This window comes from Pseudomonas sp. YJ42 (genome assembly GCF_047225135.1).
Classification (GTDB): domain Bacteria; phylum Pseudomonadota; class Gammaproteobacteria; order Pseudomonadales; family Pseudomonadaceae; genus Stutzerimonas; species Stutzerimonas stutzeri_E.
This window is the reverse complement of record NZ_CP178378.1, coordinates 1,919,525-1,942,706: the sequence shown is the minus strand read 5'-3', so window position 1 is coordinate 1,942,706 and position 23,182 is coordinate 1,919,525. Positions and strand designations below refer to the sequence as shown.

Sequence of the window (23,182 nt, the reverse complement as noted above, 5' to 3'; positions counted from 1 at the left end):
CATGCCCAACGGCAGCCTGCTGATGCTGGTGCTGTTTATTGCCGTTCTGCTGTCGGCGATAGCTGTCTCCTATAGTGCGCACTGGAATCGCCAGCTGCTCAATGAGTTGTATGGCGAACTCAGCGTGCGCGACAAGGCGCAGGCTGAATGGGGCCGTCTGATTCTGGAGCAGAGCACTTGGACGGCTCACAGCCGCATCGAGACATTGGCCGCCGATCAGTTGAAGATGCAAATCCCGGCAGCGGCTGAAGTCAGGTTGGTGGCGCCATGATGAGGCTTGAAGGGGCGCTCTATCCTTGGCGTTTTCGTATCGTTCTCGCCTTGTTGACGCTGATGGTTGGTGTCATCGCGTGGCGAATCGTCGATCTGCAGGTAGTCGACCATGGTTTCTTGAAAACCCAAGGCGACGCCCGCAGTGTGCGGCATATTCCCATTCCAGCGCATCGCGGGCTGATTACCGATCGTCATGGTGAGCCCCTGGCTGTGAGTACGCCGGTAACCACGCTCTGGGCTAATCCGCGCGAGCTCCAGGCCGCTCAAGGGCGCTGGGCAGAGCTGGCTGAGGCCCTTGGGCAGGAGCCGGCATCTCTTCAGCAGCGTCTCAAGGACCAAGCCGAGCGCGAGTTCATCTATCTGGTGCGAGGGTTGACGCCAGAGCAGGGCCAGCGTGTGTTGGATCTGAAAATACCTGGTGTCTATTCACAAGAAGAGTTTCGCCGTTTCTACCCGGCTGGAGAGGTTGCGGCTCAGGTGGTTGGATTCACTGACATCGATGACCGTGGTCGTGAAGGGCTGGAACTGGCGTATGACGAGTGGCTGGCGGGTGTCCCTGGCAAGCGCCAAGTCCTCAAGGACCGCCGCGGGCGGCTGATCAAGGACGTACAGGTAGTCAAAAATGCCAAGGCCGGCAAGGCTCTGGCGCTGTCCATCGACCTGCGTCTGCAGTACCTGGCGCACCGAGAGCTACGCAATGCGTTGCTGGAGTTCGGCGCCAAGGCGGGCAGCTTGGTCATGCTCGACGTAAAGACGGGGGAAGTGCTGGCCATGGTCAACCAGCCGACCTACAACCCGAACAATCGCCGGAACCTTCAGCCGGACGCCATGCGAAATCGGGCAATGACTGACTTGTTCGAGCCGGGTTCGACCATGAAACCTATTTCCATGAGCGCGGCCCTCGAAACGGGCCGCTGGAAGCCCAGCGATGTCGTCGAGGTCTGGCCAGGATCGTTGCGCATCGGGCGCTATACCATTCGCGACGTCTCCCGAACCGAAGGTCGCGAGCTGAGCCTGACCGGCATCCTGATCAATTCTTCCAACGTCGGCATGAGCAAAGTTGCCTTCGATATTGGCGGTACGGCGATTCATGAAGTCATGCGCAAGGTCGGCTTTGGCCAGGACACTGGCCTGGGTTTTCCCGGTGAACGAGTCGGCAACCTACCCAGCTACCGGGAATGGCGTCAGGCGGAGACCGCCACGCTTTCCTATGGTTATGGCCTCTCGGTAACTGCCGTGCAGCTGGCGCACGCTTACAGCACGCTGGCCAACGATGGCCGCCTGGTGCCAATGTCGCTCACGCGCGTGGATCGGCAGCCCGAAGGCGCCGAAGTGATCTCGCCTAAGGTGGCCGAAACCATCCAAGGCATGCTTCAGGAAGTCATCGAGGCTCCGCGTGGCGTCTTTCGCGCCCAAGTGCCGGGTTATCACGTGGCCGGCAAGAGCGGCACCGCGCGTAAGGCCTCTGCCAGCAGTCGGGGCTATCAGGAAAATGCCTATCGTTCGATGTTCGCCGGTTTCGGGCCTATGAAAGATCCACGCATTGCTGTTGCGGTGGTCATCGATGAGCCAAGCAAGAGCGGTTATTACGGCGGTCTGGTATCTGCTCCGGTGTTCAGCCGTGTGATGTCCGGCGCGCTGCGTTTGATGAACATCGCGCCTGACAACCTGCCTCCTCCGGAAGAAATCCAGACGGCCGAGACGGCCAAGACGAAGGGAGGGCGGATCTGATGCCTATGCCCCTGAATCAGCTACTCCCCCAGGCTGCGAGCGGTACTCTCATTCGCGAGTTGACCTTGGACAGTCGCAAGGTGCGCCCGGGCGATCTTTTTCTGGCTGTGCCCGGTCACCAGCAAGACGGCCGCGTGCACATTGCTGATGCGATTTCCCGTGGCGCGGCGGCGATCGCCTACGAAGCCGAAGGCGCTACTGAAATGAGCGCGGCGAGCGCCGTGCTGGTGCCGGTCCGTCACTTGGCGGAGCAGCTCTCCGCCATTGCTGGACGATTCTATGGAGAGCCAAGCCGCAGCCTGCATCTGGTGGGTGTCACCGGCACCAACGGCAAGACCAGTGTGACCTACCTGATAGCCCAGGCCCTGGATCGTCTGGGCGAGCGTTGCGGCATCATTGGCACCCTTGGCACTGGCTTCTATGGCGAGCTGGTGCTTGGCCAGCACACCACTCCCGACGCCATCGGCGTACAGGCGAACCTGGCCAACCTGCGCAAGCAGGGCGCGCGAGCCGTAGCGATGGAGGTCTCGTCCCATGGCTTGGCGCAGGGGCGGGTTGCCGCCTTGGCGTTCGATGTGGCTGTCTTCACCAATCTGTCTCGCGACCACCTGGATTATCACGGCTCCATGGAAGCCTACGCGACGGTCAAGGCTCAGTTGTTCAAGATGCCTGGGCTCAGCTGCCGAGTGGTCAACCTGGATGATTCCGTCGGGCGTGCTCTTGCGGCAGAGCGTTCGGAGTCGCGGCTCATCACCTACAGCCTGGACGACGCCTCCGCCTACCTTTATTGCCCGGAAGCGCAGCTGGACGATAACGGCATTCGTGCCCGTCTGGTTACCCCTCAAGGTGAACGCTCTCTGCGTAGCCCGTTGCTGGGTCGCTTCAACGTGAGCAACCTGCTCGCAGCGGTGGGCGCTCTGCTGGGAATGAACTACCCGCTGGATGAGATTCTCGCCGTGCTGCCGGAAATTCACGGGCCCGTCGGTCGTATGCAATGTCTTGGTGGCGGCGACCGCCCCTTGGTGGTGGTTGATTACGCCCATACGCCCGATGCTTTGGAAAAAGTACTCGATGCCCTGCGTCCGCATGCCCGGGGCAAATTGCTATGCCTGTTTGGCTGTGGCGGCGATCGTGACCGCGGCAAGCGAGCACTGATGGCCGATGTGGCCGAACGGTTGGCTGATCGCATCGTGGTGACCGATGACAATCCGCGCAACGAAGATCCATTGCAGATCCTCGACGAGATTCGTGCCGGCTTCAGCGATCCCGAACGCGCCACCTTTATTCCCGGTCGCGCCGAAGCGATTGCCAAGTGCATTGCTCACAGTGCAATGGACGACGTCGTGCTGCTGGCCGGCAAGGGGCATGAGGATTATCAGGAGATCAAGGGTGAGCGCCTCCCGTTCTCCGATCTCGACCAGGCCTCGATTGCCTTGGCTGCCTGGAGGGGGTCCGATGCTTGAAGCCATGCGCCTGAGTGACCTGATCGAGCCGCTATCGGCCAAATTGATCGATGCCAATGTGGCGTTCAGTTCGGTTAGCACCGACAGCCGCGCCATTGAGCCGGGACAGTTGTTCGTGGCCTTGACCGGTCCTCGTTTCGACGGTCATGCCTACCTGGCCGAAGTCGCGGCCAAAGGGGCCGTTGCCGCCTTGGTCGAGCGGCATGTGGAGAGTGTTGCATTGCCCCAGTTGGTCGTCGCGGATAGCCGCATAGCGTTGGGCCAATTAGGCGCACTGAACCGTGCCGGGTTTGCTGGCCCGGTCGCCGCGATCACCGGTTCCAGTGGCAAGACCAGCGTCAAGGAGCTGCTCGCCAGCATTCTGCGCGCGGCCTTTGGTGCCGATGCGGTATTGGCCACCCGCGGCAATCTCAACAACGATCTTGGCGCTCCGCTGACGCTGCTGGAACTGGCTCCCCAGCACAAGGCTGCGGTTATCGAACTGGGTGCGTCGCGTGTTGGAGAGATCGCCTATACCGTCAGCCTGACGCAGCCGGATGTCAGCTTGATTACCAATGCCGGCACTGCGCATGTGGGCGAGTTCGGCGGGCCTGAGAAAATCATCGAGGCCAAGGGCGAGATACTCGACGGGCTCGACGTCAATGGCGTCGCGGTGCTCAATCGCGACGATCGCGCCTATCCGACCTGGGAGCGGAGGGCGGCGGGCAAGCGTGTGGTGAGTTTCGCGATACAGAGTCCGCTGGCTGATTTCCATCCCGCTTCGATTGCCTATGATCAGCGTGGTTGCCCGAACTTCGTCCTGACCGGCCCATCCGGGTCCGTGCGTATCCAGCTCAACTTGCTCGGCCGCCACAGTGTGGCCAATGCGCTTGCCGCTGCAGCCGCGGCGCATGCGCTGGGGGTCACGCGCGAGCACATAGTGGAAGGACTCGAAAATCTGCAGCCAGTCAAAGGCCGAGGCGTCGCGCAGATGCTCGGCAATGGCGTACGCCTCATCGATGACACCTATAACGCCAATCCGGCCTCCATTTGCGCGGCCATCGACGTGCTGGCCGGCTTTGCCGGACGCACCGTGCTGGCGCTGGGCGACATGGGCGAGCTGGGTGATTGGGCTGAACAGGGGCATCGCGAAGTGGGCAGTTATGCCGTCGGCAAGGTCAGCGCCTTGTTTGCGGTTGGGCCGTTGATGACGCACGCCGTCAGTGCCTTTGGAGCCGGAGGCCGTCACTTCGCCGATCAGCAAAGCCTGATCGAAGCGCTGCGGCTGGAGCAGGGCAACGCCACCACCATTTTGATCAAGGGATCACGGAGCGCCGCGATGGACAAGGTCGTCGCAGCGCTTTCCGCGTCCGGCATGGAGAAACACTGATGCTGCTGCTACTCGCCGAGTATCTGCAACGATTCCACACGGGCTTCGCGGTCTTCCAGTACCTGTCGCTGCGTGGAATTCTCGGCGTACTGACGGCGCTGGTCCTCTCGCTGTGGATGGGACCGTGGCTGATCCGCACGCTGCAGTTGCGCCAGATCGGCCAGGCCGTAAGGACTGACGGTCCGCAAACGCACCTGTCGAAATCCGGAACGCCGACCATGGGCGGTGCTCTGATCCTCAGCGCCATTGCCATCAGCACTTTGCTCTGGGCCGATCTGGCTAACCGCTATGTATGGGTGGTACTTGCCGTCACGCTGCTGTTCGGCGCGATCGGTTGGGTTGATGACTACCGCAAGGTGATCGAGAAGAACTCGCGTGGTCTGCCGAGCCGCTGGAAGTACTTCTGGCAATCGGTATTCGGTCTCGGCGCCGCAATCTTCCTTTATCTGACAGCGCAGACGCCGGTCGAGACAACTTTGATCCTGCCGCTGCTGAAAAACATTGAGATTCCGTTGGGAATCGGCTTCGTGGTGCTGACCTACTTCGTCATAGTCGGCTCCAGCAACGCGGTCAATCTCACCGATGGGCTCGACGGCCTGGCGATCATGCCGACGGTGATGGTCGGAGGCGCGCTCGGCATCTTCTGCTATCTGTCCGGCAACGTGAACTTCGCCGACTATCTGCTGATTCCCTACATCCCCGGCGCGGGTGAGCTGATCGTGTTCTGTGGGGCGCTGATCGGTGCCGGACTCGGCTTTCTTTGGTTCAACACCTACCCGGCGCAAGTATTCATGGGCGATGTCGGCGCTTTGGCGCTCGGTGCCGCGCTGGGAACCATTGCGGTGGTAGTTCGACAGGAAGTCGTGCTGTTCATCATGGGTGGCGTATTCGTGATGGAAACCCTGTCAGTGATCATCCAGGTGGCCTCTTTCAAACTGACCGGTAAGCGGGTCTTCCGCATGGCGCCGATCCATCACCATTTCGAACTCAAAGGCTGGCCCGAACCTCGGGTAATCGTGCGCTTCTGGATCATTACGGTGATCCTGGTGCTGGTCGGTCTCGCTACGCTGAAATTGAGGTAATACAGAGTGCTCATCGCTTCCGATCAGTTCCGCATCGTCGTAGGTCTCGGCAAGAGCGGTATGTCCCTGGTTCGCTACCTGGCGAGCCGTGGGGTACCGTTTGCCGTTGCCGATACGCGCGCGAACCCGCCGGAGCTGGCCACTCTGCAGGCGCAATACCCGACCGTTGAAGTTCGTTGCGGCGAGCTCGATCCGCAGTTTCTTTGCCGGGCCAGCGAACTGTTGGTCAGTCCCGGGTTGCCGATCAGCACACCGGCTCTGCAGGTCGCCGCATCGAAAGGCGTGAAGCTGGCCGGTGATATCGAGTTGTTCGCCCGCGAAGCCAAGGCGCCGATCATCGCGATCACTGGTTCGAACGCGAAAAGTACGGTGACCAGCCTTGTTGGTGAAATGGCAGCAGCTGCCGGTCGCAAGGTGGCCGTGGGGGGCAATCTGGGCACGCCGGCATTGGATCTGCTCGATGATGACGTCGAACTTTACGTGCTCGAGCTTTCTAGCTTCCAGCTGGAAACGACCGACCGCTTGAATGCTGAAGTCGCAACCTGCCTGAACGTCAGCGAAGATCACATGGATCGCTATGACGGATTGCCGGCCTATCACCAGGCCAAGCACCGAATTTTCCGCGGTGCGCGGCAGGTTGTGATCAACCGCGACGATCGCCTCAGCCGTCCTCTGATTGCTGATGATGTCCCAGCATGGTCGTTCGGCCTAGGCAAGCCCGACTTCAAGGGCTTCGGGTTGTTCGAGGAGAACGGCGAAAAATACCTCGCCTTCCAGTTCGACGCGTTAATGCCAGTTAATCAGTTGAAGATTCGCGGCGCCCACAATCAGTCCAACGCCCTGGCGGCCTTGGCTTTGGGGCACGCGGTGGGGCTGCCGTTCGAGCCGATGCTCGCTACTCTCCGTAATTTCGCCGGGCTCGCCCATCGCTGCCAGTGGGTCGGTGAACGCAAGGGCGTCAGTTATTACGACGACTCCAAGGCGACCAACGTCGGTGCTGCGCTCGCCGCCATTGATGGCTTGGGTAGCGATATCGGCGGCGAGTTGGTCCTGATCGCTGGAGGCGACGGCAAAGGCGCCGATTTTTCGGCATTACACAGCGCGGTCGCGCGTCATTGTCGGGAAGTCGTGCTGCTGGGACGCGATGCCGATCAGCTCGCAGCGGCACTTGACGGGGCTGCGCCGATTCATCGTGTCCAGACCCTTCAGCAAGCCGTGCAACTGGCATCCAAGCTGGCACAACACGGTGATGCGGTGCTGCTTTCGCCGGCCTGCGCCAGCTTTGACATGTTCGAAAACTTCGAAGATCGCGGACGCCAGTTCGCCGCTGCGGTGGGGGCGCTCAGCTGATGCTCTCGTTCCTGCGCAACGCACCATCGCCGCTGTTCGGCCGTCGAGGTGTGGATCTTGATTTTCCGATGCTCGCCGGCTGCTTGGCGCTTCTGGGCTTGGGCCTGGTCATGATCACCTCGGCATCTTCCGAAGTCGCCGCGGTAAATACCGGCAACTCGATGTATCACATGGTCCGTCATCTGGTGTATCTGCTGCTTGGCCTGGTCGCAGCCGCTGCTGTGCTGCTGGTGCCGCTGTCAGCCTGGCAACGGCTGGATTGGATGCTACTGCTGGGCGCTTTCGCGCTACTGATCCTTGTATTGATTCCGGGCATCGGCCGCGAGGTCAACGGCTCCATGCGCTGGATCGGCTTCGGCGCCTTCAACGTGCAGCCTTCCGAGCTGGCCAAGCTCTTCGTCGTGGTTTACCTCGCCGGCTACCTTGTGCGCCGACAACAGGAAGTGCGCGAGAGTATGTGGGGCTTCCTCAAGCCGTTTCTGGTGTTGCTGCCGATGGCAATGCTGCTTCTGCTCGAGCCAGATTTCGGTGCGACCGTTGTGATGATGGGCGCGGCGGTGGCGATGCTCTTTCTCGGCGGGGTCGGTTTGATCCGGTTCAGCCTGTTGGTCCTGCTGGCTGTCGGCGCGGTATTCATTCTGGTGCAGACTCAGGAATACCGCCTGCAGCGGCTGATTACCTTCACCGATCCCTGGGCCGACCAGTACGGCTCCGGCTATCAATTGACCCAGGCCCTGATCGCGTTCGGCCGTGGCGAATGGCTAGGCGTCGGGCTGGGCAACAGCGTCCAGAAGCAGTTCTATCTGCCCGAAGCCCATACCGATTTCGTCTTTTCCGTCCTGGCCGAGGAGCTGGGTATGGTTGGGGCGCTCCTGACCGTTCTGCTGTTCGCCTTTGTGGGTGTGCGCGCCTTGTACATCGGGCTGGCGGCCGAGCGAGCACGGCAGTTCTTCGCGGCTTATATCGCCTGGGGTGTGGCGTTCCTCTGGCTCGGACAGTTTCTGATCAATGTCGGTGTGAACATCGGTTTGTTGCCGACCAAGGGGCTCACCTTGCCGTTCCTCAGCTATGGCGGCAGCTCGCTGGTTGTCACCTGCGCCAGCGTGGCGTTGCTGCTGCGCATCGAGTGGGAGAGCCGCACCGTACTGGGCAGCGAAGATGCTGAGTTCAGCGAAGATGATTTTGCCGAAGTGCCTGTGCTGAAGGGCAAGGAGGCCATCCATGGGCGCTAACGTGCTGATCATGGCTGGCGGGACTGGTGGACACGTGTTCCCGGCTCTGGCCTGCGCCCACGAATTCCAAAGTCGCGGCTACAGCGTGCACTGGCTGGGAACGCCTCGCGGCATCGAAAACGAAGTGGTTCCCGCAGCAGGTTTGCCGTTGCATCTGATTCAAGTGAGTGGTCTGCGCGGCAAAGGCTTGGTTTCTCTACTCAAGGCGCCGTTCCAGCTGCTGCGTTCGCTCGGTCAGGCACGGCGCATCATGCGCGACATCAAGCCGGTCTGCGTGCTGGGGCTCGGTGGTTACGTGACCGGTCCCGGTGGCCTGGCAGCGAAGCTTGCCGGGGTGCCGCTGATCATCCATGAGCAGAACGCCGTCGCTGGAACCGCCAACCGTAGCCTGGTGCCTTTTGCGCAGCGGGTCTGCGAGGCTTTCCCGAATACCTTCAGCGAGAGCGCCAAGCGGCGTACGACCGGCAATCCGGTGCGTCACGAGCTGTTTCTCGAAACGCCCAGGCAGACGCTGCTCGGCCGTAGGCCTCGGCTGTTGGTGCTGGGGGGCAGCCTGGGTGCCGAACCCTTGAACAAGCTACTGCCGGAAGCGCTCGGCCAGATGCCAGAGGAGTTGCGTCCCGAAGTGTTCCATCAGGCCGGCAAGCAGCACGCCGATCTCACACGGGAGCGCTATGTCGCTGCGGGGATCGAGGCCGAAGTTGCCCCCTTCATCAAGGACATGGCACGTGCCTACGCCTGGGCCGATCTGGTGATCTGCCGCGCTGGCGCCCTGACCGTATGTGAACTGGCGGCGGCCGGATTGCCGGCTTTTCTGGTGCCGCTGCCGCATGCGATCGACGATCACCAGACCCGCAACGCCGAGTACCTGGCGAAGGAGGGCGCAGCCGTTCTTCTCCCCCAAGCAAAAACCGATGCTGCCGTGCTGGCCGCGCAGCTGACCGAGGTAATGATGCAGCCGGAAAAACTCAAAGCCATGGGAGCCACGGCACGTCGCCTGGCTCGACCGGATGCCACCCGCACTGTCGTCGATATCTGCCTGGAGGTGGCGCATGGCTAAGTCCCCAGCAGCGGTCAAGGCTGAAGTCCGGCGCATGCGCCGTATTCGCCGGATTCATTTCGTCGGGGTTGGCGGCGTCGGCATGTGCGGTATCGCCGAAGTGCTGCTCAACCTTGGATACGATGTCTCAGGTTCTGATCTGAAAGCCTCCGCGAGCACTGAGCGCCTGCAGAATTTCGGTGCGCAGATCTTTATCGGCCATCAGGCCGGCAACGTAGCCGGGGCTGATGTACTGGTGGTCTCCAGTGCGGTAAACGCGGCCAATCCCGAGGTAGCGTTCGCCCTTGAGCAGCGGGTTCCTGTGGTGCCTCGCGCCGAGATGCTCGCCGAATTGATGCGCTATCGTCACGGCATCGCTGTCGCCGGCACCCACGGCAAAACCACGACCACCAGCCTGCTGGCTTCGGTGTTCGCCGCCGGCGGGCTGGATCCGACGTTCGTCATTGGCGGTCGTCTGACCGCAGCGGGTACCAATGCCCAGCTTGGCACCAGCCGCTACCTGATTGCCGAAGCCGATGAGAGCGACGCCAGCTTCTTGCATCTACAGCCGATGGTCGCGGTCGTGACCAACATCGATGCCGACCACATGAGCACCTACGGCGGTGACTTCGGCAAGCTGAAGCGGACCTTTGTCGAATTCCTGCACAACTTACCGTTCTACGGACTGGCTGTGCTTTGCGTGGATGATCCGGTGGTGCGCGAGATCATTCCTCAGGTGGGTCGACCCATCACCACCTACGGTACCCGTGAAGATGCTGACGTACGGGCCATCAATATCCGCCAGGAAGGGATGCGCACCTACTTCACCGTACTGCGCGATGGTTTCGATGCGCTCGATGTCTCGGTCAACATGCCAGGCAACCACAACGTGCTCAATGCCCTTGCCACCATCGCCATCGCAACCGATGAAGGCATCGACGACGAGGCCATCGTTCAAGGGTTGTCGCAGTTTGGTGGCGTCGGCCGGCGCTTCCAGGTTTATGGCGAGCTGCCGGTGGACGGCGGCAGCGTGATGCTGGTCGATGACTATGGCCATCACCCGCGTGAAGTGGCTGCCGTGATCCAGGCGGTTCGTGGCGGTTGGCCCGAGCGCCGACTGGTCATGGTCTATCAACCCCATCGCTTTAGCCGGACCCGCGATCTGTACGACGACTTCGTGCAAGTGCTGAACGACGCCAACGTGCTGCTGCTGATGGAGGTTTATCCTGCCGGCGAAGAGCCCATTCCGGGAGCCGACAGTCGTCATCTGGCGCACAGCATCCGTCAGCGCGGGCAACTCGACCCGATCTATATCGAGCGGGGTATCGAGCTCGCCCCGTTGGTCAAACCGCTGTTGCGCCCGGGCGACATCCTGCTTTGCCAGGGCGCTGGCGATATCGGCGGATTGGCCCCCCAACTCATCAAAAGCCCCCTGTTTGCTGGCGATACAAGCGCCACGAGGAAAAGCGAATGACTGCCCTGCAATCGACTCGTGATCCCCAGGCATTCGGCCGGGTTGCCGTGCTCTTCGGCGGCAAGAGCGCCGAGCGCGAGGTGTCCTTGAAATCTGGCGCCGCGGTGCTAGCTGCGTTGCAGGCTGCGGGCGTCGATGCGTTCGGCATCGATGTCGGTGAAGACCTGCTGACGCGCCTGAGCAGTGAGCACATCGACCGTGCATTCATCGTACTGCACGGGCGCGGCGGTGAGGACGGCAGCATGCAGGGCCTGCTCGAATGCGCCGGGATTCCCTATACCGGTAGCGGCATCCTCGCCTCGGCGCTGGCCATGGACAAACTGCGTACCAAGCAGGTTTGGCAGAGCCTCGGCCTGCCCACGCCGCGGCATGCCGTGCTGGCGAGCGAGGCTGATTGCCAAGCCGCAGCAGAAACGCTGGGCTTTCCATTGATCGTAAAGCCGGCGCATGAAGGCTCCAGCATCGGTATGGCGAAGGTTGGCGGCATCGCTGAGCTGATCGCTGCCTGGCGCGCAGCGAGTGCCTACGATGCTCAGGTGCTGGTCGAGCAATGGATCCAGGGGCCTGAATTTACCATCGCCACGCTGCGCGGCGCAGTACTTCCACCGATTGGTCTGGGCACCCCTCACACCTTCTACGACTACGACGCCAAGTACGTGGCCAACGATACCCAGTACCGCATTCCCTGCGGTTTGGACGTGGTCAAAGAGCAGGAACTCAAAGATCTCTCCGCGCGTGCCTGCGAAGCCGTAGGGGTCCAGGGCTGGGCCCGTGTCGATGTCATGCAGGACAGTGCCGGCGCTTTCTGGCTGCTGGAAGTGAACACCGTGCCGGGGATGACCGATCACAGCCTGGTGCCGATGGCGGCGCGTGCTGCGGGGCTGGATTTCCAGCAGCTGGTGCTGGCCATTCTTGATGCCAGCCTGACGGTAGGGAACTGAGCCATGATCACCACGCTGCGTCACTCGCAACCCACCACCGGCCGTGCGTCACGCAAGCCGGCGCAGCGGGGCGCGAGCCGCCTGGTGCAACGTGAGCCGCTTTCGGCGCGCTTGCCACGGCCCAGCCTGAGTTCCTTCAAGCGTGTCCTGTGGCCGGTATTGCTGGTGACCCTGGTCGTGGGGCTTTACGAGCTGGGTCAGCGTCTCGCGCCCTATGCTGATCGGCCGATCGCCAAGGTCAGTGTTCGGGGCGAACTGACCTATGTCGATCAGCAGGCTGTGCAGGCGCGCATGGCACCGTTCGTCGAGGCCAGTTTCTTCAAGGTTGATCTCGACGCATTGCGTCACGACCTTGAGCAGATGCCGTGGATTGCCCATGTCGAGGTGCGTCGGATTTGGCCGGATGAGGTCCTGGTGCGTCTCGACGAACAGCTACCGGTCGCTCGCTGGGGCGATGAGTCATTGTTGAACAACAATGGCCAGGCCTTTGCACCCAATGATCTGACTCAATATGAACACTTGCCGCAATTGCATGGTCCGAAGCGGGCCCAGCAGCGGGTCATGCAGCAGTACCAGATGCTCAGCCAGATGCTGCGGCCGCTCGGTTTTTCCATCGCTCGCCTGGAGTTGCGAGCACGGGGCAGCTGGTTCGTGACGACCAAGCAGGGCGTCGAGCTGTTGCTGGGAAGAGACCAGATAATCGAAAAAATGCGGCGCTTCACTGCCATTTACCAGCAAGAGCTGGCGCAGGAGAGCGACAGAATTGCGCGGATCGACCTCCGCTACGCCAACGGCCTGGCTGTGGCATGGCGCGAGCCGAGTCCGACCACGACGGATGAACCCGTCGTTGCGAAGAATTGAGGAATGAAACACATGTCTAGCGTGCAAAGCGGCAAGATGATCGTCGGTCTCGATATCGGCACCTCCAAGGTGGTGGCGCTGGTGGGCGAAGTGACGCCGGACGGCGAGCTCGAGATCGTCGGGATCGGCACCCATCCATCGCGCGGGTTGAAGAAAGGCGTGGTGGTCAATATCGAATCGACCGTTCAGTCGATCCAGCGCGCTGTCGAGGAAGCCCAGCTGATGGCAGGCTGTCGTATCCATTCCGCGTTCGTCGGTCTGGCTGGCAATCACATACGCAGCCTCAATTCTCACGGAATCGTTGCCATCCGCGACCGCGAAGTCAGCAGCGCCGACCTCGAACGCGTGCTGGACGCCGCGCAAGCCGTGGCCATCCCGGCGGACCAACGGGTGCTACACACTCTGCCGCAGGATTATGTGATCGATAACCAGGAAGGCGTTCGCGAGCCGCTGGGCATGTCCGGCGTGCGTTTGGAAGCCAAGGTTCATGTGGTGACCTGCGCCGTCAATGCGGCACAGAACATCGAGAAATGCGTGCGTCGCTGTGGGCTCGAAGTGGATGACATCATCCTCGAGCAATTGGCCTCGGCGCATGCCGTGCTGACCGACGACGAGAAGGAGCTGGGCGTCTGCCTGGTGGATATCGGCGGCGGCACCACCGACATCTGCATCTTCACCGAAGGCGCGATCCGGCATACCGCGGTCATCCCAATCGCCGGTGACCAGGTCACCAATGACATCGCCATGGCGCTGCGTACGCCGACGCAGTACGCCGAGGAAATCAAGATCCGTTATGCCTGCGCACTGGCGAAGCTGGCCGGGCCAGGCGAAACCATCAAGGTACCGAGCGTCGGTGATCGTCCGCCTCGGGAACTCTCGCGCCAGGCACTAGCCGAAGTCGTGGAACCGCGTTACGACGAGCTCTTCACACTGATCCAGGCTGAACTGCGTCGCAGCGGTTACGAGGATCTGGTCCCGGCAGGGATCGTTCTCACCGGCGGCACAGCGAAGATGGAAGGTGCCGTCGAGCTGGCCGAGGAAATCTTTCACATGCCGGTGCGCCTGGGCGTACCGCACAGCGTCAATGGACTCACCGATGTAGTCCGCAACCCCATCTATTCAACGGGCGTGGGCCTGTTGCTGTACGGGATGCGTAAGCAGACCGATGGCGTCTCCATGTCCGGTCTCGGCCATTTCGCCGAAGAACCCAAAACATCTGTCGTGGACCGGCTCAAGAGCTGGATCCAGGGCAATTTCTGAGCAGTGCGGCTGTACCTAAAACTAGAAAGCTGGAAGGAGAGAGGGAAATGTTCGAACTCGTAGATCATACCCCGCAAAGTGCAGTGATCAAGGTCATTGGCGTAGGCGGAGGCGGCGGCAATGCCGTCAATCACATGGTGCGCAACAACGTTGAAGGCGTGGAATTCATCTGCGCCAACACCGATGCCCAGGCGCTGAAGAAAATCGAAGCACGAACCGTGCTGCAGTTGGGTTCCGCCATTACCAAGGGTTTGGGTGCAGGCACCAATCCCGACATCGGTCGTCAGGCCGCGATGGATGACCGCGAGCGCATCGCCGAGGTGCTGCAGGGCGCCGATATGGTGTTCATCACCACTGGCATGGGTGGCGGCACCGGCACCGGCGCCGCGCCGGTCATCGCTTCGGTTGCCAAGGAAATGGGCATTCTCACCGTTGCAGTCGTGACCCGTCCGTTCCCGTTCGAAGGCCGTCGTCGCATGCAGGTCGCCGACGAAGGCATCCGCCAGCTGTCGGAGTGCGTCGACTCGCTGATCACTATCCCCAACGAGAAGCTACTGACCATCCTGGGCAAGGACGCGAGCCTGCTGGCCGCCTTCGCCAAGGCGGACGACGTGCTCACCGGTGCTGTACGCGGCATCTCCGACATCATGCAGCGCCCCGGCCTGATGAACGTCGATTTTGCCGACGTGAAGACCGTTATGGGCGAGATGGGCATGGCCATGATGGGCACCGGCTGCGCAACCGGACCCAATCGCGCTCGCGAAGCGACCGAGGCGGCGATTCGCAACCCGCTGCTGGAAGACGTCAACCTTCAGGGCGCCCGCGGCATCCTCGTCAATATTACCGCCGGTCTGGATTTGTCCCTCGGTGAGTACGCTGCGGTGGGCGAGATCATCGAAGCCTTCGCGTCCGACGAGGCGACCGTCAAGGTCGGTGCCGTTATCGATCCTGATATGCTCGACGAGTTGCACGTTACCGTGGTCGCGACTGGCCTTGGTCCGCGCAACGAAAAGCCGGTCAAGGTCGTCGACAACACGTTGCAGACCGCTGCCGTAGCCCCTCAGGCCGCGCCCGCGCCGCGTCAGGATCAAGCAGCGGTGAACTACCGTGATCTGGATCGCCCGACCGTCATGCGCAATCAGGCTCATGCAGCGGCCACGGCGGCGAAAATGAACCCACAGGAGGACCTGGACTATCTCGATATTCCGGCTTTCCTGCGTCGTCAGGCTGATTGATTGAATGCATCAGCAGTATTGGGGTGATTGGTATTCAGCAAACAGGGGTTCTGCTATGATCGCCACCTTTGTTGGAAACCATTCGCAACAGCGCAATAGCGAAACCAAGCCATGATCAGACAACGCACCTTAAAGAACATCATTCGCGCCACTGGCGTCGGCCTGCATTCGGGGGAGAAGGTATACCTGACCCTGAAGCCGGCACCCGTGGACACCGGAATCGTGTTCTGTCGCACCGATCTCAACCCGCCGGTACAAATCGCCGCCCGGGCCGAGAACGTTGGCGAAACGACCATGTCGACAACGCTGGTCAGCGGCGAGGTCAAGGTCGACACGGTGGAGCATTTGCTGTCGGCGATGGCTGGACTTGGCATTGACAATGCTTATGTCGAGCTTTCAGCGTCGGAAGTGCCGATCATGGACGGTAGCGCTGGCCCCTTCGTATTCTTGATTCAATCGGCCGGCCTGCAGGAGCAGGACGCCCCCAAGAAGTTCATCCGTATCATTCGCGAAGTCTCGGTGGAGGATGGCGACAAGCGCGCTACGTTCCTGCCGTTCGAAGGTTTCAAGGTGAGTTTCGAGATCGATTTCGACCATCCGGTATTCCGTGGTCGCACCCAGACCGCCAGTGTGGACTTCTCCAGTACTTCCTTCGTCAAGGAAGTCAGCCGTGCGCGAACCTTCGGCTTCATGCGCGACATCGAATTCCTCCGCTCGCACAACCTGGCCTTGGGTGGCAGTGTCGAAAATGCGATCGTGGTCGATGAAGACCATGTGCTTAACGAAGACGGTCTGCGGTATGAGGACGAATTCGTGAAGCACAAGATTCTCGATGCAATCGGTGATCTCTACTTGTTGGGTACCAGCTTGATCGGCGAATTCCGCGGCTTTAAATCCGGACATGCATTGAACAATCGTTTGCTACGCGCCTTGATGGAACAGAAGGACGCGTGGGAAATGGTCACGTTCACTGACTCCCAGACCGCACCGATCTCCTACATGCGCCCGGCAGCTGCCGGCTGAGCAGTACTCTCTTTCCTTTTTAAGGCCACCCCAGGGTGGCCTTTTTTTTTATCCAGTGTCCGCCGCGCTTGTGAACATGTCGAAGCGCTCAGTTCATGCCGTCGAGCAGGCTGGCCATATCGTCGGCGTGCTCTTCTTCCTGGGCGAGGATATCTTCGAAGATCCGTCGCGTGGTTGGATCCTTGTCGCCAAGGTATTGAACGATTTCACGATAGCTGTCGATGGCGATGCGCTCGGAAACCAGATTTTCAAAGACCATGTCGCGTAGGCCGTTGCCCTCGGCATACTGGGCATGCGCGCGCTCGGATAGGCTGTCCGGGTTGAAGTCCGGTGCGCCGCCTAGCTGCACGATGCGTTCGGCGAGCCGGTCGGCATGCTCCTGCTCTTCATTGGCGTGCTCGAGAAACTCATCGGCGGCAACGCTTGATTTCAGGCCGGTGGCCATATAGTAGTGGCGTTTGTAGCGCAGGTAGCAGACCAGCTCGGTGGCCAGTGCCTCGTTGAGCAGATTGATCACGGTGTCGCGATCAGCCGAGTAGCTTTCAGTCACCGCACCATTTTCGACATGCTGGCGGGCGCGCTCACGCAGAGTCTGTTTGTCGCTCAGTTGAACGTAGCTCATCACGGTCTCCTTAAAATATATAGGTAGTTATTGTCCAGCCACGCTGGTCGTTGCGCCTGGCGGCGTCTCGCTGGACCTAGAGCTCTATCCAATAGGAGTGGAGGTGGAGAGTTTTAGCCAGCCTCGCTTTTCTCCGGGCGCTCCGGCTTGCCGGGTTCTTCGATGGGAACCGGCTCGCCAGGTTCCTTGCGCTCGGGTTCGGGAATGGGACTTGGCGTTCCGTCATCCCCTGGATCAGGATCTTGCATAGGAATTCCTTCAGCTGAGCGCCTTGATTAGCTCGTCCTTGCGCATTTTCGAACGACCGTGAACGTCACGCTCACGCGCTTTTTGCATCAGCTCGTCGCGGGTGAGGTCGGCGAGCGAAGTGCTGCCTGAGCGGTTACTGCGTGCCGAGCCTTTGTTCGGTGACTCGCCGGAACGAGCTTTAGCTGCCCGATGCGCCGAATCCTTGCGGTCGGCCCGCTTGGTTGTCTCGCTTTTCTTTTGGCCAGAACCTCCCTTGCGCTCGCCACCGCCTGATTGCTTGTTGACCGTGGCCCAGGCTCGGGCTTCGGCTTCTTTCTCCGATACCCCACGCTCCTCATAGCTCTCTTCGATATGTTCGGCTTTGCGTTGCTGTTTGTCGGTGTATTTGGATTTTTCACCTCTGGGCATGATGGCTTTCCTCGTGCCGGTAGAACGATGCGGGCCCGCAAGATCTCGCGCCGAGATGTTCTGCGCGACGACGCCTGTCCTGTTTGGTCCTCGTAGCAGGCCCTGAGTTTCACCCGTGCTAGCATTGCGCGTTTTGATCGGCACTGATGATGTCCGGCCCGCCAATAATTCTTAGTTTCACTTTGGCGGAACAAAATTCGTTTATGCTGGCCTGAACGAAGCATGGACCGCGCTATCTCGGTAGTTCTGGCGCGATTCACTGTGTTGAATCTGTTTTACAATCCATGCTTGCCGTAACCGATAAGCTTTGAATGAGGCGATAACCAGATGCGAATCCTTGTATGCGGAGCCGGTGGCCAGGTTGGTCACGAGTTGGTAGACCGTGCTCATGCGTATGGTCTCGAGGCGCTTGGCATGACTCGTGCGCAACTGGACATCACCGATGCTGATCAGATTGCGGGCGTTGTCGACCAGCTCAAGCCGGGGTTGATCATCAACGCGGCTGCCTACACCCACGTGGACAACGCCGAGACACACAGCGAGCAGGCTTACGCGGTCAACCGTGACGGTGCCGCGAGGCTTGCTGAAGCCGCCCGGCGACTCGCTATTCCCTTGCTGCATATTTCCACCGATTACGTGTTTTCCGGCGAAGCCCGTGAGCCTTATCGCGAAGAAGATCAGGTCTCACCAACAGGCGTTTACGGCGCCAGCAAGCTGGCAGGCGAAGCCGCCATCCAGGCTGTGTTGAATGAACATTTGATCCTGCGGACCAGTTGGGTATATGGCGCGCATGGCCACAACTTTGTCAAAACGATGCTGCGCCTGGCGCACCAACGCGACTCGCTCTCGGTCGTCGCTGATCAGTTTGGTTGTCCTACACAGGCCGGCGGTATTGCGGATGTACTACTGCAACTGGCCCAACGTTATTCACGGGAAGGCACGCTTGCTTGGGGGCTTTATCACTACAGCGGCCGATCACCTTGCACGTGGTTCGATTTCGCGGTGGAGATTTTTCGTCAGGCTGAGGCCAAAGGCATGCTGGCCAAGCAGCCGCAGGTGTCCTCGATCACGACGGCACAGTACCCGACACCCGCGCGCCGACCCGCGTGGTCGGTGCTCGACTGCGGCAAGTTCGAAGCTACCTTCGGTATCGATACGCACGATTGGCGTGACGATCTGTCGGTTGTGCTCGATGTACTGGCGGCAGGAGAGACAGGTACCGCCGCTGGCACCGTGCAGCATTCTCAAGCCTGACTGGCAGAGGCCCTAAGGCCGATTGGCCTATGGCGCGATGGTCGCGCGCTATTGGGTGATCTGGATTGCGACTCGGAGTATTCTTTGCGGCCTTTTTTCGGGGCGGCATGACGTCGCGCCGGTTGCTGGAGAAGCCGCGTGGTCGTGTTCCAGGCAATTCTGCCGATCTTTGGCTTGATCATGCTCGGCTATCTGCTGGGCTGGCGACGCTGGCTCGCTGGCGAAGCGGCGACCGGGCTTGCCAATATCACCTTCAAACTTTTCATGCCGGCGGTCCTGTTCTCCGGTATCGCTCGGGCGCAGCTGAGCGACGGGATGTCGCCCATGCTGTTGCTGGGATATTTCGGGCCAGTGCTGGCCATCTTCGTACTCGTAGGGCTAGTTGCACACCGCCTGCTCGGGCGCGCATCACCGCTTGGACTGACGGCAGCCTACTCCAATAACGTGCTGGTCGGGATCCCACTGGTGACTACGCTGCTCGGGTCGGAAAGCCTGGTGTACGTGTTTGCCATTTTGGTGTTCCATAGCCTGATTTTGTTTTCACTGCAAAGCTTCTACAACGCTTTCGGCTCAGGTCAGAAAGTCAATGGCGCTGCGCTGCTGAAAAATCTTGCCAACCCGCTTATCGTGGGCCTCTCATTGGGCGCCTTGCTGAGCGTCTCGGGCCTCGAGTTGCCGCAACCGTTGTGGCGCGTGGCTGACTGGCTGGCCCAGGCGGCCTTGCCCTGTGCATTGATCGTGCTGGGCATCAGTCTGTCACGTTATCGCCTGCGCCCCAGCGGTACGGCATTGGCGCTCACCCTGGTCAAGTTAGGCCTGTTTCCGTTACTGGTGTGGTATCTGGGAGGACTGTTGCCCGGTCTGAACCACGAGGCGCGCAGCGTGCTGGTGCTGCTCGCGGCCTGCCCAAGTGGGGTCAATGTATTGGCCTTCGTGATCAATCAGGAAGATACCCGCGCGGTCAGCTCGACCGTGTTTCTCTCGACCCTGCTCGCGGCGATCAGCCTGCCATTGTGGATGCTGCTGATGTCGAGGTGAGCGGTCAGATATCTTTGTCAGGCCGATCGGCATGCGTATGGGCTGCGATGATGTCCTCGAGGCGCAGTCCGGTCAGACCATGGATGGTACGCCAGAGGTAGTAGAAGATGGCCATCATCATCGCCATACTCGGGATCGCGATCATCGGATAGCTGAGCAAGGTCATGCGTCCGAGCTCGGCATTGAACGCCTCGCTACCGGCCGGGCTGTTTACGATCCATTTGGCCAGCACGTAGTTCATGAAGGACGAAAAGAAAAAAGTGCCGCTAAGAAAGTAGGTGGCACGCAGCAGCCGTGTTTCGAAGTGAGCGGTCTGCCCGTTGCGTTCGAGCTGTTCGTGAACTTTCTCGACGTTGAGCACCTTGGGGTTGTAAAGCAGCGTGCGGATCAATGGAAAGCGAGTTCGGGTCGACGCTAACACGACGATGCCGATGACGCCGGGAATCATCGCCTCCTTGATGGCCAGCCATTGAGGGTCGAGCTGTAGCAGGCCGATGCCTCCGGTCAGCAGCACGCTGACCAGGCCCAGGAGCGCGATCCAGTTGAACTTGCGGTATTTCGCCAGCTCGAACAACCCCCAGCCGAGCGGAAAGGCCAGCGCCAGCAAGAGAGCACCGTCTGCGCCGAGACGATGTTCGCCGCTCAGTTTCATCAGAATCAATGACGGAATGACGATGCTTATAGCCAGGTCGATCAAGGGCCGAGGTTTGTGCTCGGCCGGCTGCTCGGGGCCGGGTGGGTTGGTACGGGTATCGGTCATGTGCTCGGTTTCGTTTCGGAAGAGGCCGAATGATCGCTCGGCAACGCACGCATAGCCATAGTGCAATGGTGGTGTTCGCGACAGCAGGTTATTGACCGACGGTAGCTTTGCGCCGTCGCTGCGACCATTGCGTCGTTTCGAATATCGCTACCACCATAATCGCAAGGGCAAATGGCACCAACAAGTAGAACGCCCTGAATACGATCAGCGCCGCCAGTACATCCGCGGTGGGCAGTTCCGGCAGGGCGGCGAGAAACGTCACCTCGAGCACGCCGAGCCCTCCAGGTGCGTGGGATAGCAACGCGAGCGAGAAGGAACCGAGAAACACCCCGAACACTACCAGGTAACCGGGGTTCTGCGCCTCGGGAAGGGCGAAGTAGATTATGGCAGCAGCGCAGGCGAGCTCCAGCGGTGCGGCGATCAACTGGCGACCGACGATTGGCAGGCGCGGATAAGTGATTCGCCACTTGCCTATGTGCATCGGCGCGAAGTGTCGCCAGGCGCCAATCACATAAAGGCCAACCAGGCACAACAGCGATGCGCCAATCGAGGTCGATAGCCATGGATCGGCCTCGATGAGCCTGTTCAGCAAATCCGGCTGTAGGATCAATACAATCCCGCCCGCAATCAGAATGCCGAGGAGAAACGTCAGCGAACAGAACACGATCAGCACGCCGATTTCGTGGGGCGTAAGCCCTTTACTGCGGTACGCGCGGTAGCGCACGACCGCACCGGAAAACACCGATGCCCCTACGTTGTGCGCCAGGGCGTAGGTGGTGAACGAGCAGAGCGTGATGAACCACCATGAGATGCTCTTGCCGAGATGAGCGATGGCGATTCGGTCGTACCAGGCTAATGCACTGTAGGCGCCAAGTGTCGCAAGTCCTGCCAGCAGCCAGTTGCGATGACTGATGGCCTCAAGGCTGTCGGTGAGTTCAGCCAGCGAAAGATTACGTATCTCCTGATAGAGCAAATAGCCGGAAAGCAGTATCGCCATGATGCCGACAAGAGTCCAGGCGACATCGCTCCTCTTCATCATTGCATGGGCTCCTTGGCGACGGCATTTGCCTCGAAGCGAAGGTTCGGACAATTGGATGAAACACCCGTCGCGGAATAATTCGGCCGGTCTTTTATCGGCAGCGGACCGCGCGATTTGTTCATTCTCTTTCAATTGCGGGGCGCAAGGGCACCTGGGCAACGGTATGAGGTCCACCGACAAATCCAATCCATAGAGGTGTACTTATGCCGGATATCCCGCGCGACTCACAGGCGGAAAGTTCGCTGTCGTTGCTTGGCGAAGGTTACTCGTTCATTTCCAGCCGCTGCCAGCGGCTCGGATCGGACCTGTTCCAGGTTCGTCTACTGATGCAGAACACCATATGTATGCGAGGCGAGGAGGCGGCGAAACTGTTCTATGACGAGCAGCTTTTTCAACGTGAGCGCGCAGCGCCACGCATGCTGCAGAAAACGCTGTTCGGCCAGGGTGGCGTGCAGGGGCTCGATGACCAGGCTCATCGGCATCGCAAGCAGCTTTTCCTCTCGCTACTGACCGAGGGGGCGGTGGCCGATCTGGTGCGGCTGAGCGAGGCCAATTGGCAGGCAGCCATCGAGACTTGGCAACAGGGTGATCGCGTGGTGCTCATGCCCGAGGTGCAGGCGATTTTCACGCATGCTGCGTGCGACTGGGCAGGGGTGCCACTTGCGCAAGGCGAGCTAACGCATCGTCGTGATCAACTGGCTGCAATGATAGATGGGGCCGGTGGAGTCGGTGCGCGTCATTGGCGTGCGCGCAAGGCCCGTAAGGAGGCCGAAAGCTGGATGATTGATCTGGTCAGCCGTGTGCGCGCCGGAACGCTGGTGGTTGATGAGACCCGGCCGCTGGCAGTGGTCGCTCGGTACCTCGATCTTGACGGGGTGGCGCTGGAAGAGCGGGTCGCTGCAGTGGAAATGCTCAATCTCCTGCGTCCGATCGTGGCGGTGACACGATTCGTCATCTATGCGGCGCTGGAACTACTGGCACACCCTCAATGGCGTCAACGGCTTCAGCAAGAAAACGCTGCGCTGGAGCTCTTTGCACAGGAAGTCCGGCGGCTTCACGCCTTCTTCCCCTTCACGGCGGCGCGTGTGCGGAGGGATTTCGAATGGAAGGGCTACCATTTTCCGAAAGGCACGCGGGTGTTGCTGGATCTCTACGGTACCAATCGAGACGCACGACTCTGGGCGCAACCCGAGGCATTTCAACCCGAGCGCTTCGCCAATTGGGATGGCGGTGCATTCAATTTCATTACTCAGGGTGGCGGCGATGCCGCGAACGGGCATCGTTGCCCTGGGGAGCCTCTGGCAATCGCGTTGCTGACGAGTGCGCTGCGCATGCTGACCCGTCGAATGAGTTATGCGGTACCTGCTCAGGACTTGCGCCTGGATGCCTCACGAATGCCTGAGCAACCGGAAAGCCTGCTGATCATCAGCGACGTCCGGTCCATACCGTCGGGCAACTAGGGTTGCAATCCTGAAGCGG

The 23,182-nt window shown here is 60.5% G+C and carries 22 protein-coding genes; 17 read left to right on the top strand and 5 right to left on the bottom strand.

The window, feature by feature from the left end; translation table 11 throughout:
• The first annotated feature begins 1 nt into the window (after nt 1).
• The 14 genes from ftsL to lpxC all read left to right on the top strand — a co-directional run bounded on the left by ftsL (nt 2) and on the right by lpxC (nt 16,333).
• On the top strand, nt 2-271 hold the full coding sequence (gene ftsL, locus ACL0K2_RS08685; protein WP_275589464.1) for a cell division protein FtsL: 270 nt from the start codon (nt 2-4) through the stop codon (nt 269-271).
• Nucleotides 268-2,004: a peptidoglycan D,D-transpeptidase FtsI family protein gene (locus ACL0K2_RS08680; protein ID WP_413044238.1), complete on the top strand. Its 1,737-nt coding sequence runs from the start codon at nt 268-270 to the stop codon at nt 2,002-2,004. Before ftsL ends, ACL0K2_RS08680 begins: the two co-directional genes overlap by 4 nt.
• Nucleotides 2,004-3,467 carry a UDP-N-acetylmuramoyl-L-alanyl-D-glutamate--2,6-diaminopimelate ligase gene (locus ACL0K2_RS08675; protein WP_413044237.1) on the top strand — a complete coding sequence of 488 codons (1,464 nt, stop codon included), beginning with the start codon at nt 2,004-2,006 and terminating at the stop codon, nt 3,465-3,467. The genes ACL0K2_RS08680 and ACL0K2_RS08675 overlap by 1 nt, the downstream gene beginning before the upstream one ends.
• Nucleotides 3,460-4,836: a UDP-N-acetylmuramoyl-tripeptide--D-alanyl-D-alanine ligase gene (locus ACL0K2_RS08670; protein WP_413044236.1), complete on the top strand. Its 1,377-nt coding sequence runs from the start codon at nt 3,460-3,462 to the stop codon at nt 4,834-4,836. Before ACL0K2_RS08675 ends, ACL0K2_RS08670 begins: the two co-directional genes overlap by 8 nt.
• Nucleotides 4,836-5,918, top strand: a complete 1,083-nt coding sequence (gene mraY, locus ACL0K2_RS08665; RefSeq protein WP_045163464.1) for a phospho-N-acetylmuramoyl-pentapeptide-transferase — start codon at nt 4,836-4,838, stop codon at nt 5,916-5,918. Before ACL0K2_RS08670 ends, mraY begins: the two co-directional genes overlap by 1 nt.
• Before the next feature lie 6 nt (nt 5,919-5,924).
• Nucleotides 5,925-7,268, top strand: a complete 1,344-nt coding sequence (gene murD, locus ACL0K2_RS08660; RefSeq protein WP_413044235.1) for a UDP-N-acetylmuramoyl-L-alanine--D-glutamate ligase — start codon at nt 5,925-5,927, stop codon at nt 7,266-7,268.
• Entirely contained in the window at nt 7,268-8,500 is a 1,233-nt protein-coding gene (gene ftsW, locus ACL0K2_RS08655) for a putative lipid II flippase FtsW (protein WP_045163462.1), read from the top strand. The genes murD and ftsW overlap by 1 nt, the downstream gene beginning before the upstream one ends.
• Nucleotides 8,490-9,560 (top strand): undecaprenyldiphospho-muramoylpentapeptide beta-N-acetylglucosaminyltransferase, encoded by a 1,071-nt coding sequence (gene murG / locus ACL0K2_RS08650; protein ID WP_045163461.1) that lies wholly within the window; start codon nt 8,490-8,492, stop codon nt 9,558-9,560. Before ftsW ends, murG begins: the two co-directional genes overlap by 11 nt.
• Entirely contained in the window at nt 9,553-11,013 is a 1,461-nt protein-coding gene (murC, locus tag ACL0K2_RS08645) for a UDP-N-acetylmuramate--L-alanine ligase (RefSeq protein ID WP_045163460.1), read from the top strand. Before murG ends, murC begins: the two co-directional genes overlap by 8 nt.
• Nucleotides 11,010-11,954: a D-alanine--D-alanine ligase gene (locus ACL0K2_RS08640; RefSeq protein ID WP_045163459.1), complete on the top strand. Its 945-nt coding sequence runs from the start codon at nt 11,010-11,012 to the stop codon at nt 11,952-11,954. Before murC ends, ACL0K2_RS08640 begins: the two co-directional genes overlap by 4 nt.
• A gap of 3 nt (nt 11,955-11,957) precedes the next feature.
• Complete coding sequence (locus ACL0K2_RS08635; RefSeq protein ID WP_045163458.1) at nt 11,958-12,815, top strand: cell division protein FtsQ/DivIB; 858 nt, start codon at nt 11,958-11,960, stop codon at nt 12,813-12,815.
• A 12-nt stretch (nt 12,816-12,827) separates the two neighbouring features.
• Nucleotides 12,828-14,075, top strand: a complete 1,248-nt coding sequence (ftsA, locus tag ACL0K2_RS08630) for a cell division protein FtsA (RefSeq protein ID WP_045163457.1) — start codon at nt 12,828-12,830, stop codon at nt 14,073-14,075.
• A gap of 47 nt (nt 14,076-14,122) precedes the next feature.
• Nucleotides 14,123-15,310, top strand: coding sequence for a cell division protein FtsZ (gene ftsZ, locus ACL0K2_RS08625; protein ID WP_045163456.1), 1,188 nt, complete (start codon nt 14,123-14,125; stop codon nt 15,308-15,310).
• Between the two features lie 111 nt (nt 15,311-15,421).
• Nucleotides 15,422-16,333 carry a UDP-3-O-acyl-N-acetylglucosamine deacetylase gene (lpxC, locus tag ACL0K2_RS08620; RefSeq protein ID WP_045163455.1) on the top strand — a complete coding sequence of 304 codons (912 nt, stop codon included), beginning with the start codon at nt 15,422-15,424 and terminating at the stop codon, nt 16,331-16,333.
• A gap of 88 nt (nt 16,334-16,421) precedes the next feature.
• Here the strand turns inward: lpxC and ACL0K2_RS08615 are convergent, their stop codons facing one another.
• From ACL0K2_RS08615 to ACL0K2_RS08605, 3 genes are all read right to left on the bottom strand, one after another.
• A complete protein-coding gene (locus ACL0K2_RS08615) occupies nt 16,422-16,955 on the bottom strand; it encodes a ferritin-like domain-containing protein (protein WP_045163454.1) in 534 nt (177 codons plus the stop codon).
• A gap of 113 nt (nt 16,956-17,068) precedes the next feature.
• Nucleotides 17,069-17,203 carry a hypothetical protein gene (locus ACL0K2_RS08610; RefSeq protein WP_268988830.1) on the bottom strand — a complete coding sequence of 45 codons (135 nt, stop codon included), beginning with the start codon at nt 17,201-17,203 and terminating at the stop codon, nt 17,069-17,071.
• 10 nt (nt 17,204-17,213) lie between these two features.
• Entirely contained in the window at nt 17,214-17,612 is a 399-nt protein-coding gene (locus tag ACL0K2_RS08605; protein WP_239610560.1) for a Rho termination factor N-terminal domain-containing protein, read from the bottom strand.
• Between the two features lie 327 nt (nt 17,613-17,939).
• Between ACL0K2_RS08605 and rfbD the strand changes: the two genes are divergently transcribed.
• Nucleotides 17,940-18,866, top strand: coding sequence for a dTDP-4-dehydrorhamnose reductase (gene rfbD / locus ACL0K2_RS08600; protein ID WP_045163452.1), 927 nt, complete (start codon nt 17,940-17,942; stop codon nt 18,864-18,866).
• A 138-nt stretch (nt 18,867-19,004) separates the two neighbouring features.
• Entirely contained in the window at nt 19,005-19,904 is a 900-nt protein-coding gene (locus ACL0K2_RS08595; protein ID WP_045163451.1) for an AEC family transporter, read from the top strand.
• A 4-nt stretch (nt 19,905-19,908) separates the two neighbouring features.
• On the opposite strand, the gene ACL0K2_RS08590 is transcribed toward ACL0K2_RS08595, so the two are convergent.
• Both ACL0K2_RS08590 and ACL0K2_RS08585 read right to left on the bottom strand, forming a co-directional pair.
• Nucleotides 19,909-20,664: a VC0807 family protein gene (locus ACL0K2_RS08590; RefSeq protein WP_045163450.1), complete on the bottom strand. Its 756-nt coding sequence runs from the start codon at nt 20,662-20,664 to the stop codon at nt 19,909-19,911.
• Between the two features lie 88 nt (nt 20,665-20,752).
• Entirely contained in the window at nt 20,753-21,703 is a 951-nt protein-coding gene (locus tag ACL0K2_RS08585) for a lysylphosphatidylglycerol synthase transmembrane domain-containing protein (RefSeq protein WP_413044234.1), read from the bottom strand.
• 203 nt (nt 21,704-21,906) lie between these two features.
• Between ACL0K2_RS08585 and ACL0K2_RS08580 the strand changes: the two genes are divergently transcribed.
• Nucleotides 21,907-23,163: a cytochrome P450 gene (locus ACL0K2_RS08580; protein ID WP_413044233.1), complete on the top strand. Its 1,257-nt coding sequence runs from the start codon at nt 21,907-21,909 to the stop codon at nt 23,161-23,163.
• Nucleotides 23,164-23,182: the final 19 nt, after the last annotated feature.